Source organism: Microbulbifer maximicatervae (SeqCode) (assembly GCF_056232625.1).
This window is the reverse complement of record NZ_CP174324.1, coordinates 2,879,173-2,894,753: the sequence shown is the minus strand read 5'-3', so window position 1 is coordinate 2,894,753 and position 15,581 is coordinate 2,879,173. Positions and strand designations below refer to the sequence as shown.

9 protein-coding genes are annotated in these 15,581 nt (G+C 40.8%); all 9 read left to right on the top strand.

The window, feature by feature from the left end; translation table 11 throughout:
- Nucleotides 1-10: 10 nt before the first annotated feature.
- The 9 genes from ACJJI6_RS12610 (at nt 11) to ACJJI6_RS12570 (ending at nt 15,530) form a co-directional block, all read left to right on the top strand.
- Complete coding sequence (locus tag ACJJI6_RS12610) at nt 11-1,333, top strand: alginate O-acetyltransferase AlgX-related protein (RefSeq protein ID WP_475710692.1); 1,323 nt, start codon at nt 11-13, stop codon at nt 1,331-1,333.
- Between the two features lie 174 nt (nt 1,334-1,507).
- Nucleotides 1,508-2,590, top strand: a complete 1,083-nt coding sequence (locus ACJJI6_RS12605) for an ATP-grasp fold amidoligase family protein (RefSeq protein ID WP_475710690.1) — start codon at nt 1,508-1,510, stop codon at nt 2,588-2,590.
- 771 nt (nt 2,591-3,361) lie between these two features.
- Nucleotides 3,362-5,563 (top strand): glycosyltransferase family 2 protein, encoded by a 2,202-nt coding sequence (locus ACJJI6_RS12600; protein WP_475710689.1) that lies wholly within the window; start codon nt 3,362-3,364, stop codon nt 5,561-5,563.
- Nucleotides 5,564-5,781: 218 nt separating this feature from the next.
- Entirely contained in the window at nt 5,782-7,515 is a 1,734-nt protein-coding gene (locus ACJJI6_RS12595; RefSeq protein ID WP_475710687.1) for an SLC13 family permease, read from the top strand.
- Between the two features lie 17 nt (nt 7,516-7,532).
- The gene (locus ACJJI6_RS12590; RefSeq protein WP_475710685.1) at nt 7,533-8,453 is read left to right on the top strand and encodes a glycosyltransferase family protein; all 921 of its coding nucleotides are present in this window, start codon (nt 7,533-7,535) and stop codon (nt 8,451-8,453) included.
- The gene (locus ACJJI6_RS12585; protein ID WP_475710683.1) at nt 8,444-10,492 is read left to right on the top strand and encodes a capsule polysaccharide biogenesis protein; all 2,049 of its coding nucleotides are present in this window, start codon (nt 8,444-8,446) and stop codon (nt 10,490-10,492) included. Before ACJJI6_RS12590 ends, ACJJI6_RS12585 begins: the two co-directional genes overlap by 10 nt.
- Before the next feature lie 99 nt (nt 10,493-10,591).
- Complete coding sequence (locus ACJJI6_RS12580; RefSeq protein WP_475710681.1) at nt 10,592-11,647, top strand: phytanoyl-CoA dioxygenase family protein; 1,056 nt, start codon at nt 10,592-10,594, stop codon at nt 11,645-11,647.
- Between the two features lie 673 nt (nt 11,648-12,320).
- Nucleotides 12,321-13,559, top strand: a complete 1,239-nt coding sequence (locus tag ACJJI6_RS12575; protein ID WP_475710680.1) for a capsule polysaccharide biogenesis protein — start codon at nt 12,321-12,323, stop codon at nt 13,557-13,559.
- 204 nt (nt 13,560-13,763) lie between these two features.
- Nucleotides 13,764-15,530 carry a DEAD/DEAH box helicase gene (locus ACJJI6_RS12570; protein ID WP_475710678.1) on the top strand — a complete coding sequence of 589 codons (1,767 nt, stop codon included), beginning with the start codon at nt 13,764-13,766 and terminating at the stop codon, nt 15,528-15,530.
- Nucleotides 15,531-15,581 lie beyond the last annotated feature (51 nt).

Here is a 15,581-nt window from a genome sequence, read left to right as displayed (position 1 = left end):
GAACTTACAGTTGTATACGATCAGAGTTAAACATCTTATAGTTAAGCTTCCGCGTAATATTCGTTGGTGTTTAGATTTCCCCAAAGATAATGACAAGCTAAGTATTAATGCAACAAACCCTACTGAAATGTTACTTCAAGGCTGGGTCGTCTCATTATCTGGAGAAAATATATTTCCATATATTAAATCTAAAAATGAATCGAAAAATCTTCATTTGAATAGCAATAGAAAGGATGTGATAAAAAAAATATTAAAACAAGAGTCAAAAAAACACCCGCAATTAAAATGTGGATTTAAAGCTGACATTAATATAAACAGTAGTGATTATCGGCTAGGTTTTATTTATGGTGGGCAGGAGTTTGATGTTGCTCAGGTGGAAATTAATACCAGCCTTAAAGTTTTGAAAGGTAAGGATAATTGGCTATTCTTGGATAATGACACAAATAGAAGTGTCGATCAGTATAGCGGTAAATTTTTGCTAAATAGCAAACAGTTGGAAGAGTGGAAATCTTATTTATTAAGATTAAATGACTTAAAAGTAAAATATAGCTGCCAGGCCACCCTGTTAATTGCCCCAGCAAAGGAGGCAGTTGTACCTGAATTTTACCCCATTGAGAAAGGCAGCAAAACACCAATCGAACAAATACTTAAATTAGATGAAAGTATAGAAACTATCCTATACCCCCTAGCTGCCCTGAAAAACTCTGAACAGAGATCGTTCAGAATTACTGATACACACTGGTCCCATCACGGTGCTAAAGAAACCACAATAGCCTTGTCTCATAGGTTCGATTTGGACTTAAACACAATAGTGAATATTTTTTCTACAGATAAATATAGGCCCAAGAACTGTATTGGCGATTTAGGGAATAAAATCATCCCACCTATTGCAGCGGAAGAATGGTTGATTAAAAATGTCAATTATAGGAGATCAGTAATATATGATAACAAGCTTTCAAATAATGGAAGAGTAATTATTATACATAACAATAAAGCGATATATAATAAGTATTGCCTTATTTTTGGTTCCTCATCAACATATTCTATGTTTAATTATTTGTTTAGAATATTTCAAAATATCATTTTTATACATTCCGCTGGAAATATTGATGAGGCTGCCCTAAAGGCAGTTGAACCTGATTATATGGTAGCGCAAACTAATGGTCGCTTTGTTATTCAACCACCATCAAGTCAATATAACCTGTCAAATCAAATATGCGAGAAACTCTCTTTAAGTGAGCGAGAGGAGTCAACTAACTTAACTCGACATGTGGATATTACCTTGAATACTAAGCTAATTAGAATAATTGATTTTTTTAATTCTTTAATATAATTTTTAAACTATGAAGTGGTTTGCATTTATTCTACGTATTTATCTGTAGTGGTATTTTGTATTCTAGCTGAATAGGTGATAGAATTAAAAAAATGTCTATGTGTTAAATTTAGCAATCTACTAATCTGTACACTTAGACGCGTAGTAAGCATAAATATTACTTGTTGACACTTTATGAAAGATGAAATTTCTCCTGACTCTAAAGCCGGAAAGATTTTAGAGTTTGAAAAACTGGTTACCTCCCAGAAAGATAGTTTTGAAAAACTAGAAAAAAAAATAAAAGCACAATATAGAAATATTATTCAGGAATTTCCTGATTCCAAGAACAGTTTACTTAAGGCGATCTCTGAGCATAGCTTTGCTGAAAGGGTACCTGCTGAAGCTGTAGTAAATGCAAAGAAACTTGGCACCCTAAACAACATTTCGTCCTTCAGGGGCTTGATATCACTTAGAACACGGCAGAAGCAACTTGATAAGTCGTCATCATTTGAGTGGTTTCTGAATGATAAAATCAGATCATATAGATTTATAGACTCTTTAGGCATATCTAGGCCAAAAATTTTTAGCGATGTATTCTCTGTTGAGACTTTGCCTGATTTATCTGGGATTGCAATTAAGCCAAAGAATGGGGCTGGCTCGAGAGGTGTGTTCCTAGTATATGCAGATGACTGTATTATTGAGGCTCAGTCATCGGAAAAATTGACCTGTAAAAAGGATATGAGACATCGAATGGAAGGCCTTCTTAAAAAGGGGGTTGTTTCTTCAGATAAATGGATAGTTGAAGAGCTAATTCTTGGAGATAGTGAAAAGAAATCTATATCTACAGATTTAAAGTTTTATTGCTTTTATGGGAAAATCGCACTTATTCTTAATGTTAATAGATTCCCAGTAACAGTAAACTCATGGTGGACGACCCAAGGGAATCAAGTCGAACCAAGAAAGAACAAATCTATAGTTGAGGATGTTAATTTTTCAGACTTGGGTATTGACGCTAGTGTACTTAAGCTCGTGAGTGATTTGAGTTTGGAAATTCCGGCCCCTTTTGTCAGAATAGATTTCATGAAATCTGATAGAGGACCAATTTTTAATGAATTTACTCCTCGTCCTGGGCCATTTACGGAGTTTACTTATCACTATGATCGTATATTGGGCGATGAGTTTTTAGAAGCAGAATCGAGATTGGTTGGTGATTTATTTAACGGCAAGAAGTTTCATAAATTCACTGACTATTTAAATTCTGAATATAAAAATAGCTAAGTGTTGAGTTTATGCCCCGATTTTATGTGGGGCATATAGAGTTCCCTCTTGGTTGTTTTAAATAGTTATAAGGTGTCTATTAGTAGCCATCTAAAGTTTATTTCCAGTTTTTTAATGCTAGATGAATAAAAAAGCTTTGAGGAAGTAGGTTTTTTGGGAGGGGGAAATTGATGCTAGATATTAAAAATGTAGTAATTTCCAGAGCTGCTCTATAAATAGCTCGACTAATATCTAAGGGATATTTTAAGCTCGAACCTTCCCGCGCTAGCTCCTTTCTGTTACACCGACTTCAGTGAGCTTTGGTTTGTTTTTTGTAAGGTGACTGTTGAAGTAATTATTTAAGTGATTGTTGGTTAAATTGTTATTTTAAAAGTTATTTTTAGGCTAAATAATATATAGCAATCTATTTCTCTACAATACTATGCCTAGGCATCAGCTTAGTTGTTCGATATACAAGCTTGAGATTTATTAAAACACTTAATTTACAATTCTGCTTGAATTTCAAACAATCCATAGAGGTAGCCCGTTACAAATATAACAATTAAAAATTATTATATTATTGAAGTCTCACCGCTTTATGTTTATTTTTAGCTAAAAATTCACTAAAGCTAAGAAAGCTGGCTTGACCTGACTTCCGAGTCTGGTATAGAGTGTTATAATAAGCATATTGCCATGTATATGACAACATAAATAACTACGGCAATTGTGTGAGTTTATTTTATAAAAAACTCGACATGAGATAGATGTACTTTAATAGCGGTTTAAATTTTCATGAGCAGTAAATACTCAGGCAAATTGTTATTGGCGGGTGTGCCACACTTATCAAAATATGACCTTCGCCCTAGGCTTATCCCTATGGGCGATCTATCTTTATGCTTAAATAGTGATTGTACTGTAAGTGGTATAGTTTCTTCTACTGAGTCCTATTTCGATATATCTGCTGAAATAAATAAAAGTTCGTGGTATATGGTTGAGCTTCTAATCGAAGCCGATCAAAGCTATCTTGATACTTCTTTTTCATTGAATCACTTCGGTTCTCGTAAAGCTACCCATATGACATTCCCTTTACGTTCAGGGAGATTAACAAAAAGATTAATTTGGTTTCCAAGGGGTGGGGAAAGCTTGAGTTTTTCATTGGGTTCTCCATGCTGTAATTTTAATATTATTAAGTTTAATCTAGTTAGAGTTTCAAAATTTTTTGCGTTGGACAGGATGAGATCCAGACTGTCAAAACGCTTCTTGAATATTCCTCCAGGAATTTGCCAGCTATGGAATAAATACAATGGAAGCTTTCAACCAGGTAAGTTTGATTCCTCCTACCTAAGCTGGGTAAAAAATTTGGAACCTTCTCTTTATAGATATGAAGATATACCAAAAAATGGAAACTTAATAATTGATATAATAATGCCTTTGCGAGACCGGGATAGTTGGAGTTCAATAGAAGCGTCAATTAATTCGATATTGAATCAAAATGTAAGTGGATGGAACTTGCAGATACTAAACACAGGAAAAATTGATCAGGTCATTGTTGATAAGTTAGAAAAGTATTTGGACGATATACGAATTCACCTGAATCTAGGTTTTTCTGAAAATAAGGTAACGACACAATCTTATTGTTTAACTGTTTTTCCTGGTACCCAGTTGGCTGATCGAGCCATTGATAGTTTTTTCCAAGCTATTACAGAAAGTCCCCAATCGCACATTTTCTATTCCGATAATGATTGTATCACTGATAGTGGAAGGAGGAAAAACCCACATTTTAAACCGGCTTGGAATATCGATTTATTTTTGTCTAAAAATTATATTGGCAGCTGTGTTCTTTACTCTCCAGGTGTTTTGGATTCAAATGCGTTGGCAAACATGTTTGTTGATGAGGCTTTAGATTATGCGCTAATACTTGCGGCGATCCATAAGATTGGAATAAATGATATTTTGGTCTCCCATATTTCGCGTGTACTATTCCACTCTACAGCTAAAGATCAAGTTGATAGTGCAGGCTACTTGACTGCATGTGAAAGGCATTTATCTATTTATTTGAGGAGTTCAAGTCTTTCACCAGTAAAGATTCAGAAGAATGAAAAATCTTTACAACTATGTTGGCCAGTTCCTCCTGAAAACCCACTGGTATCTCTTTTGATACCAACTAGGGATATGCTGCCAATACTCAGAGTGTGTATTGATAGTATTCTTAATAAAACTTCGTATAGCAATTACGAAATTATTATCTTGGATAATCAAAGTAAAGAAGCTGAAACTTTAGAATATTTCGAACAGTTGAAATCCAGGGCGAATGTTAGAGTTTTACGCTACGATGCTCCATTTAATTATTCTGCAATTAATAATTTTGGGGTTAAACATGCTCGGGGTCAAATAATTGGATTAATAAATAATGATATTGAAGTAATAAATTCCAACTGGCTTTCAGAAATGATAGGACACGTACTTCGTCCAGACATTGGATGTGTAGGGGCTAAGCTTTATTATGACGATGGCCGTATACAACATGCCGGTGTTGTAGTTGGACTAGGTGGTTTAGCGGGACATGCACATAAATTCTACGATAGCGGTAGTAATGGTTATATGGATAGGCTAGTTTGCACACAGAATTTTTCTGCTGTTACAGCTGCATGTCTTTTGATAAGGAAGCCGGTCTTCAATGAGGTTGGAGGATTGAACGAAGAGGATCTAAAGGTTGCTTTTAATGATGTAGATTTATGTCTGAAAGTTCAGGATGCCGGATATCGTAATCTTTGGACTCCTTGGGCTAAGTTATACCATCATGAGTCAATTAGTCGCGGAATGGATAATACTAAAGAAAAGCGAAGTCGATTCAATAAAGAGGCCAAATACCTTCGTAATCATTGGGTATCTGATTTAGAAGTTGATCCGGCATATAGCCCGTTTTTGACTCATGTAAGAGAGGATTTTTCTCTTGGTTTATATGAGAGAAATTCTGCGCCATTGGTTCGGTAAGCTAGCTTTAATATGATAAAATCCCAGTTGTATTCAGGCCCAGCAATGAGCCTCATAAAGTTACAGCTTATCACGTGTAACCTAGTTTTATATAAGGGGCTATTAACCTATGTATTGCCTTTCACAATTCTCAGCCAACGCGTAATAGTATTTGTTAATTTGTTGTGGGTAGGTTATAGGGATAAATATTCTACAATTTTTACTGGCAAACTAATCGTATGACTCTCGATCAAACTTTTGTTGCCTTTACTTTTGGCACTGTCTTATTATCTCTTATTTTTTCACGTATTGGCCCATCTATAATTTTTTCAGCTGCGGCTGGTGTTATTTTCCTTTTTGGTATTGTTCCTCCTGACATTGCCTTACAGAAGCTGACTAATACTGGGTTGATTACTCTTGTACTGCTATTGTTGGCTTCAATTGGGTTGGAGAAGGCGAGTTGGCTGCGAGTTGTATCAGATGGACTGATAAGTGGACCGTTTAGGCTCTCACTTAGTAAGTTGCTAAGTGCTACTGCGATAAGTTCTGCTTTTCTGAACAATACAGCTGTTGTGGCGGCGCTCGCATCGAGTGTAAAGATGCAACGAAATCACCCAGCGGGAAAGCTCTTATTACCTTTATCTTACGCTGCGATCTTAGGCGGCACGCTAACTTTGATCGGGACCTCTACTAACTTAATTGTAAATAGCTTTGTTTTAGATAGAGGCCTGCCCTCACTGGAATTTTTTAGCTTTTTTCCTATTGGAGTGGGGGCTGTAGTTGCCGGCTTAACAACAATTATAGTTTGCTCTCGACTATTACCCTCTGGAAATATTCCGGAGGATGAAGTTGCACAGTATTTGTTGGAAGCTGAGGTTATACCTGATTCACCACTAGATGGGCTGAGTGTCGAAGAAAATAGGCTGCGGGAATTAGAAACATTATACCTTATCGAGATTGTACGCGGAGATCAAAATATCAGCCCAGTTGCTCCGACGGAAATAGTGCGTAGTGGAGATAAGCTAATTTTTAGTGGAGACATACGGGACCTCACTAGATTGCAAAAAATTCCAGGATTGAAGTTATTTGCTCTAGATGACGCAGCCCTTCACATGGATCTAACCGAGGTAGTGCTTACTCCCAGTTCAAGTATAATTGGTGAATCGCTTAAGAGCTGTCAGTTTCGAACCCGCTTTGATTCTGCTGTCGTTGCTATGCGGCGAGGTGGAGACAGGTTGTCTGGTAAGCTAGGTGAAATGCAATTAAGAGCGGGTGATATGCTGCTATTGGCAGTTGGACCTGATTTTAAACATCATCGAAATATTGACAAGAATTTCTATGTGATTAGTGGTACGAATATTCAGCGCCAATTATCACGCAGAGATAGCTGGTTACTTGGACTTGGTTTTGCTGCTGTAATATGTGCATCTGCGGTAGGTATTTTCTCTCTTTTAAAAGGTTTAGTCGTCCTGCTTGGAGTAATGATTTTCTTAAATGTTGTAACCACTTCTGAGTTACAGCGGCGTTTTCCTTTTCAAATATGGATTATTATAGCTAGTGCATTAGTTTTAGCTGAAGCTTTTTCTGCTAGTGGGCTTGCTGATCTTTTAGCGCTAAGAATACGTATTTTACTCGAGGGTATGGGTCCATATGCAGGCTTGATTGGAGTTTTTTTGTTAACATTAATACTAACTGAGTTAATGACTAATACTGCGGCGGCAGCCCTTACATTTCCATTAGCATGGAGTTTGTCGGAGAGTTTCGGTGTTAGCTGGTTGCCATTTGTTATGGCTGTTGCATATGGAGCTAGTGCAAGTTTTCTGACCCCATTTGGTTATCAAACAAATTTAATTGTCCAAAACCTTGGGGGTTATCACTTAAAAGATTTCCTAAAGGCTGGATTACCTTTAACTATTGTTTATTCATTTACAGTTCTTTTTCTATTACCAATTGTATTTCCTTTTTATATTTGAGGCGTTTGGAGTTAGGTTTGGACTTATCTGGCCACTGGCTAATTGTTGAGGAGGGGGCAAACCCCTCCTCAGATTATTTTATTCTTCCGTTTCTAACGGAAGCGGGCGTTAGCTGGGAGCGTGTGTCTTTAGATAACCTCCCATCGGAAGAAAAAGTACTGAATTGTAATATAGTATTTATAAGATATGTTAATGGCCGTTGGAAGTCATTTGTTAATAAAAATATCGATAAAATTGGTAGGGTTTGTATTTTTATTGATGATGATTTGTTTGACTGGCGGGCATTTTCAGATATGCCTTTACGGTATCAGAGTAAAATTTATCGCCTTAGTTGGTCAAAGCAGAGCTGGCTAAAGTCAATTAACTCTCAGCTTTTAGTATCAAGTACGTACTTAAAAAAGAAGTATAGCTTCTGGGCACCTGTAAAATTGTGTGCGAAACCCCTGGTGGGGGATGAATCAAGAAATATCAATATTTTTTATCATGGCTCCGCATCACATAAGCACGATATTTTATGGCTGCGACCGATTATTAATGAGGTTATGGCAATAAACTCAAAGCTTACTTTCGAAATAATTGGGGATTCAAAGGTAAATCGACTTTTTAACCACCTTCCCAGGGTACAGGTTCTACACCCTATGAAATGGCCGACTTACTTAACTGCCATGAGGAGCCAGCATAGAACTATAGGTCTAGCCCCTTTATTAGACACGCCTTTTAATAGAGCAAGGTCTCACACAAAATTCTTTGATATTACTCAAGCTGGCGCTGTAGGCATTTACGCTGCAGGTGATATTTACGGAAAAGTAATTCGTCACGGTGAAAATGGTTTACTTTTACCCATGAATCGTTCGCAATGGATAGATGGAATTCTTTCTTTAGCAGAGGATCATGTATTGCGAGAGAATATGTTGACTGAGGCACGAAAATGTCTGTAGTCGGTCACTGTTCTTTAGGTTTGCGGAAGCACCCGATTCTAGAAAGCTTGCTGGATGCCCGTAGCCAGTATGTGACCTTCAAGCCCTCTAATCATGTAAATTATATGATTGGCTGGGGGCTTAAGCCAACTTCGAAGAAAGCAAAAAGAATCGCCTTAAAGGCGGGACTTCCCTTTGTGTGTATAGAAGATGGTTTTTTACGTTCATTGGGCCTGGGGGTTAATGGGGCGGTTCCACATAGTTTGATAGTTGATAGAACTGGGATCTATTATGATGCCTCCTGTCCTAGCGATCTGGAGACATTGATAGCAGAGGCTGATTTCACTTCAGAAGAACTGGAGCGAGCGAAGAGAGGAGTGAGACTCTTACGGACCAATCGGCTTTGTAAGTATAATCAATCGATAGATAAACCCTTAGGTTGGTCAACTAACGTGAAAAGGGTTTTAGTTGTAGATCAAACTTTTGGCGATGTCTCTATTAGAGCTGGTCAGGCTTCGGAATTACATTTCAGGGAAATGTTGGAGAGTGCTATTGAAGATAACCCTGAAGCAGAGATATGTGTCAAAATACATCCAGATGTTATAGCTGGAGAGAAAAAGGGTTTTTTGTTAGATATGGCCTCTAAAAAAGGCTGTAAGATTATTTCAGAGAATATCTCACCCTGGGCTGTTTTTGATTATGTTGAAAAAGTTTACGTAGTCACTAGTCAGCTTGGATTCGACGCCCTAATTGCGGGGAAACAGGTACACTGTTTTGGTATTCCCTTTTATTCAGGTTGGGGGTTGACCCAAGACAGGCAGAATATAACACGACGCAATGCCGGCAGATCTCTGTTAGAGTTATTTTGCGCAGCCTATCTACGTTACTGTCGATATATAAACCCATATACTGGCGAGAAGTGTGAATTCGAAGACACTGTTGCTTTAATTGCAGAGCAAAAGCGGCAATGGCTTAGATTTCAAGGTGAATGGCTAGGTGTTGGGTTTTCGCCCTGGAAAAAGAAATTTATTCCCAGCTTCCTTGGCGGGGTAGAAAATGTTTCTTTTGTTAAAGGTAAACACCCAATAAATTTGCGCTCAGAGGGAATTAACGTTTTTGTTTGGGCTAGCCGAACAATGGGTTCTTTGCGGGAAAGGGTTGAGGAAGTAAATGCTCACTTTTGGAAGGTTGAAGATGGGTTTATACGTTCAGCTGGACTAGGTGCTGACTTGGTTGCTCCGATTTCTTTAGTATTCGATTCCCGAGGTATTTATTTTGATGCTAGATCACCAAGTGATCTTGAAGTGATTTTAAGTAATACTAATTTTAGTGATGAAATTCTTAACAGAGCAAAAAAACTGCACTCTTTACTGATTAAAAGTAGAGTAACAAAGTATAATATTCAAGGTTCAGTAAACCTTTCCTTGCCTACCGATAAGAAAATTATTTTGGTACCCGGGCAAGTAGAAAGTGATGCCTCAATTGCTTATGGATCGCCTGAAATAAAGAGTAATCTTTCTCTTTTAGAGAATGTATGGAGAGATAACCCAGATGCATTTATTATTTATAAACCACACCCTGATGTGGTTGCTGGTGCTCGTTTAGGAGAGGTACCTCAGGAGTCACAGCAATTTTATGATTTACTTGTTGCTGATGGGGATATCTCTATGTTGTTGGATCAGGTTGACGAAGTACATACTTTGAGTTCCTTGGCAGGTTTCGAAGCTTTACTTCGAAAAGTCAAGGTTGTGACCTATGGCTTGCCTTTTTATTCTGGGTGGGGTTTAACGCACGATACATTACTCTCTATCTCAAGAAGTAATGAGGCTGATTTTGATGTTTTTAAAAAGAGAAGGCGTCGTAAGCTAACTTTAAATGAATTAATTGCAGGTACGTTACTGCTTTATCCTGTGTATGCTGATGCTACAACAGGAGACTATATTGATGCAGAGAGTACAGTTAAACTGCTGCAAAATAGGCGTTCTTTATATAAAAATAAAAATAAAAATTTTTTATTTAAACTTTTTTTCTGGTATAGAGAAAAATTTCTCCGCTACTAATAGATATGTTGATGGGGATTTAGTTTAGCCGGTAAGAAAATATAATTATATTGCCATATAGAAAATATGGATTTAAATGTATATGTTTAGGGAGTGGTAATGCTAAGGCAATTAATTGGATTAGTTTGGAAAATACCAAAGTGGCTTTTTGAATTGGTGAGCTGGGGGAAAAGCTTTAAGAACAATCCTATTATTGGGAGTTTCTGGCTGAATTTTTTCGGGTTACATGTCCTTAGGGTTGTAGTTACTCATGCTCTATTTCGGTTCCGATTATTTCTCCTTTCTCCAATAGTTCCTTCGGAATACCGAAGAGAATTTATTGAGAATGGTTATATTTTAAAGAAAAATTTTCTCGATAATAAGCAGTTTTTACAGTTGGTTAATGAGCTTGATCAGTTCGAGGGGCCTGTTAGGGAAATAATTGAAGGTACGACTGTAACCCAGAGGATATTTATGGATTACGAGGAGCGAAAAAGAGCTCCAGAATTTAAGCGGCTAGTTGAAAATCAGCTATTGAATCGCTTGATGCGGTACTGCTCATCGAAGAATCGGCCGCCTTTATTCTATATAGAAAACCTCTGCAACCATGAGAATGTGAATCCCCGGCCAGACCCTCAACGCGACTTACATGCGGATACCTTTCACCCGTGTGTTAAAGGGTGGTTATATATTGATGAGACGAGTGATAATAATGGAGCTTACGTCTATGTACCAGGTTCTCACAAGCTATCCTGGAAAAGGTTGAAGTGGGAGTATAGAGAGAGTCTAGAGGCTTGTAAAAAGGGCAACGAACGGCCATCTGGACGTTATTGGGATGGGTCTTTTCGGGTCAATGACAAAGATCTGAAAAAAATGGGATATGAAGTGAAAAAGCTATCTGTTCCTGCGAATACTTTAGTGATTGGTAATGTGTACGGTTTTCACTGTCGCGGTGAGGCGCTCCAAAAGTCGAAGCGTATGACGGTGTGGATGCAGGCTAGAGATAACCCCTTTAATCCATTATTTACCCCTTTCCCTAACAGCGCAGCTAAAGCATTCGAAACAGTATGGAAAGTGGCCTTAAAACGGCTGGATAAAGGCAAGATTAATAGTGGAGAGCAGCGAAATTATTATGGTCGCTTAGCTCGTTCTCAGTGCGCGGAAGCTGTGGATTAATCTTGCTATTTTGTTTGCGCTTGCCTCTAAATATATCGCGTAGGTCTTTGGTAGTTATTGCCAGTGGGAAACGCCTTTACTTAATAAATAATGTTTTGGGGTTGACTGGTATGATGTTAGTTAGGCCTTAGTATGACCTCTTGATTGGTGGATGAATTGTGATCTGGTCAGTTGAAATGGCTGGCCATCCAACTAAAATTCCGACTTGGCCGCAAACTTTTTTGATGGCAAGTTCGCCAGCTTCGTTTATGATGGGTACCGATGTAAAGTAAAATTTTTGTTCTGATAAAATGGCTTCTGAAGCTTCAAAAAAATGAACTTAGTGCTCTAAACAGAGAAAGGTACTCCCTGTTTATACTCTATGCTTCTCTGGTGCGGGAGGTTTTTGTCACTACCAGTTTCTGAGATTAGGAAGAAGTTAACAACTGTAGAAGATTATTGTTCTATTTGGTAGAATTTTGCGCCAGTTGGTACTCCAATACCTGTTCTTGTTCGTTTAGTTGATCAATTTCCTGTTAGGCCTATTGAGCCACAGAGTGACATATAGTGATGTGTCAATGACTGAAGTGGCTAATGTGCGACATGGGAATGGTTTTTGTTTGACCCGTTATATATATGTGCTCAATTTCTAAGCGCTAAATAGCAAGATTTAGGGGTAGGTTGAATAATGTCTGTGGCAGTCTTTTTACAGGGGCCTCATGGCCCGTTCTTTGCGAAGCTGGCAAAGAGACTCTCACATCAAGGCATAACTACGCATAAAATTAATTTCAATGGCGGCGATCGCTATTTTGCTTGGGCTGATTTTCAGATTGATTTCACGGGAAGCGAAAGTGATTGGTCACCCTTCTTTAAGTCCTATTTGCTAAAACATAATGCAGAAGCTGTATTTGTTTATGGTGACTGTCGTCGCTATCACTCTCAAGCTCGAAGTGTTTGTGAATCTTTGGGTGTTGCTTTTGGGGTATTTGAAGAGGGGTATTTGCGTCCAGATTTTGTTACGTTGGAATGGGGGGGAGTTAATGCTTTCTCTCAAATCGACTGGACGCGCGAGGAGATCGAAAAGTATGAACCGGTCCAGAGCAGACCTTGTGGGTTACCAGTAGGGCAAACATTCTGGCATCGTGCTTGCTTCGCTATGGGTTACTACGCAGCGATGCGCCTCGCGCGTTCCGAATTTCAGGCATATCACCATCATAGAAATCGAGATTGGAAAGCCGAAGGCGTTTGTTGGTTGAAGAGCTTTGCACGAAAAGGGCTTTATAAAGTAACAGAGCGCAGTTTGACGCCTAAGCTTACGGGAAAGCTAAGCCGGCGTTTTTTCTTATTTCCCTTACAGACTCGAGATGATTTTCAATTAAGACAGCACTCGGACCTTCTCTCAATTGAAAATGCCATTGATCGAGTATTGAAGTCATTTGCCAAGAACGCGCCAAAGGACGCGGTGATCGTTTTAAAGCATCACCCGATGGATCGTGGGTTTTGTCATTACCAGAAGCTGATTGATAGCTTAGAAGCTCGCTATAGTATCCAGGGACGAGTTATGTATTGTCATGATCTGCACTTGCCCACCCTTCTCGATCATGCTCGTGGGGTAGTTACAATTAATAGTACCGTCGGTATCTCTGCCCTTCTTCATAAGGTACCCACGAAAGTACTTGGGCGTGCGCTATATGACATTCCTGGCCTGACTCATCAAGGTAAACTATCCAGCTTCTGGGCTGAGCCTGAGAGCGTAGATATTGCTTTTTTCAGACGCTTTCATACTTATTTATATGAGCAAACTCAACTAGACGGTAGCTTCTCCAAGGCGGTTGGCGCCACTATTGAAGGGGTGGTTGAACGCATAGAATCTGCTGCTGAGGGTAGCCCCCAGGCCAAGCTCTCTATCAAAAGCGGAAATAGTGTGGGTTAATCCTTTTACATGGACGTGGACTAGAAATTAGGGATTTTGCGTTCTTTCCCTTCCCATTTCAGGTATTTCATTCTGCTCGCACGCTTCATCACAGCTTGTTTAAAAAACAGGCTGATCTGGATCGTCTAACCTGTTAGACTGCGCGGCCTTTTACCCACCGCTCCGGTCCCGCGATAGGGACTTTGGCTTCAAGTGAATTCCGAAATGACCGATACCCCTAAAGCGGCCGGCTTCGACCAGTTGGGTCTGCCGTCTGAAATTCTCAGCGCCATCGAAAAGCTCGGCTATGAGACTCCCTCCCCGATCCAGGCACAAACTATTCCGTCCCTGCTGGAGGGGCGGGATGTGCTAGGCCAGGCCCAGACCGGCACTGGCAAGACCGCAGCCTTTGCGCTGCCGCTACTCTCCCAGCTGGACCTGAAGGATCGTCGCCCTCAGGCACTGGTGCTGGCACCGACCCGCGAACTGGCTATTCAGGTGGCTGAAGCCTGCCAGTCTTACGCATCCAAGTTGAAAGGTTTCCACGTTGCGCCTATCTATGGTGGCGCGGACTACCGCGGCCAGATACAGCAGTTGAAGCGTGGCGTTCAGCTGGTGGTAGGTACCCCCGGACGGGTGATGGACCATATGCGTCGCGGCTCCCTGGATCTGTCCAATCTGCGCACCCTGGTGCTGGATGAGGCGGATGAAATGCTGCGCATGGGCTTTATCGATGATGTGCAGTGGGTATTGGAGCAGATTCCTGAAGAGCGCCAGATTGCGCTGTTCTCCGCCACTATGCCAAAAGAGATTGCCCGCATCGCCCGCGAGCATCTGGATGAGCCGGTTGAAGTAAAAATCCGTGTTAAGACTGAGACTGCGGAAACCATTCGCCAGCGCTACTGGCCGGTTGGCGGCCTGCACAAACTGGATGCACTGACCCGTATTCTTGAAGCGGAGCCGGTGGACGCCACGATTATCTTCGTGCGCACCAAAAACAGCACCGTGGAACTGGCAGATAAGTTGGCCGCCAGAGGCTTTGCCAGTGCCGCCCTGAACGGTGATATGGCGCAGAACCTGCGCGAAGCCGTGATCGACAAGCTGAAAAATGGCAAGCTCGATATTGTTGTAGCCACCGATGTTGCGGCTCGCGGACTGGACGTGAAGCGTATCAGCCACGTGATTAACTACGATATCCCCTACGATACCGAAGCTTATATTCACCGTATCGGTCGTACCGGCCGCGCCGGTCGCGAAGGCGATGCGATCCTGTTTGTGGCGCCCCGCGAGCGTCGTATGTTGCGAGTCATCGAGAAAGCGACCAAGAAGCCGATCGAAAAACTAGATTTGCCCAGCGCAGATGCGGTTAACAGTGCCCGTATGCAGCGCTTCCGCGAGCGCATCACCGCGACCCTGGAAGGCCAAACTGATCTGGCGCCCTATCGCCAGCTGGTTGAGGAATTCCTGGCGCAGAATGAGGTTGATCCACTGGATGTTGCCGCCGCGCTGGCTGCAATGGCCCAAGGTGATCAGCCCCTGCTGATTCAAGAGAAAGAGCAGAGACCGCGCAAAGAGCGTCGCGAGCGCGATGATGACTTTGATGGTGGCCGCCGTCGCAAGAAGGAAAGCTTCGAAAAAGATCGCAAGCTGCCGCCGCCCGATGAAGGGCTGGAGCGCTTCCGTATTGAGATCGGCCGCGAGCAGGGCGTGCGTCCCGGCAGCATTGTTGGCGCTATTGCCAATGAGGTGGATCTGGACAGCTCCTATATTGGCCGTATCGAAATCTACAACGATTTCACCACGGTAGATCTGCCTCAGGGAATGCCGAAAGAAGTGTTTCAACACCTGAAGAAGGTGCGTGTTTCCGGTAAGCCGATGAAAATCACCCGCTTCGATGAAGCGGCGGTGAAACCGAAAGGGAAGCCCAAGGGTAAGCCTAAGTTCAAGCCCAAAGGCAAGCCCAAAGCCAAGCGCGGCAATAACGACGAGTAAGTCGCACCTGTTTTAGCAGGTTTATTCCGGGAGAGCGCAGGCCTGCGCTCT

What these genes read in the sequence shown, in the direction of transcription:
- ACJJI6_RS12595 (WP_475710687.1), top strand. Translation starts at nt 5,782, where the DNA reads ATGACTCTCGATCAAACTTTTGTTGCCTTTACTTTTGGCACTGTCTTA.
- ACJJI6_RS12570 (WP_475710678.1), top strand. Translation starts at nt 13,764, where the DNA reads ATGACCGATACCCCTAAAGCGGCCGGCTTCGACCAGTTGGGTCTGCCG.
- ACJJI6_RS12580 (WP_475710681.1), top strand. Translation starts at nt 10,592, where the DNA reads ATGCTAAGGCAATTAATTGGATTAGTTTGGAAAATACCAAAGTGGCTT.
- ACJJI6_RS12585 (WP_475710683.1), top strand. Translation starts at nt 8,444, where the DNA reads ATGTCTGTAGTCGGTCACTGTTCTTTAGGTTTGCGGAAGCACCCGATT.
- ACJJI6_RS12600 (WP_475710689.1), top strand. Translation starts at nt 3,362, where the DNA reads ATGAGCAGTAAATACTCAGGCAAATTGTTATTGGCGGGTGTGCCACAC.
- ACJJI6_RS12605 (WP_475710690.1), top strand. Translation starts at nt 1,508, where the DNA reads ATGAAAGATGAAATTTCTCCTGACTCTAAAGCCGGAAAGATTTTAGAG.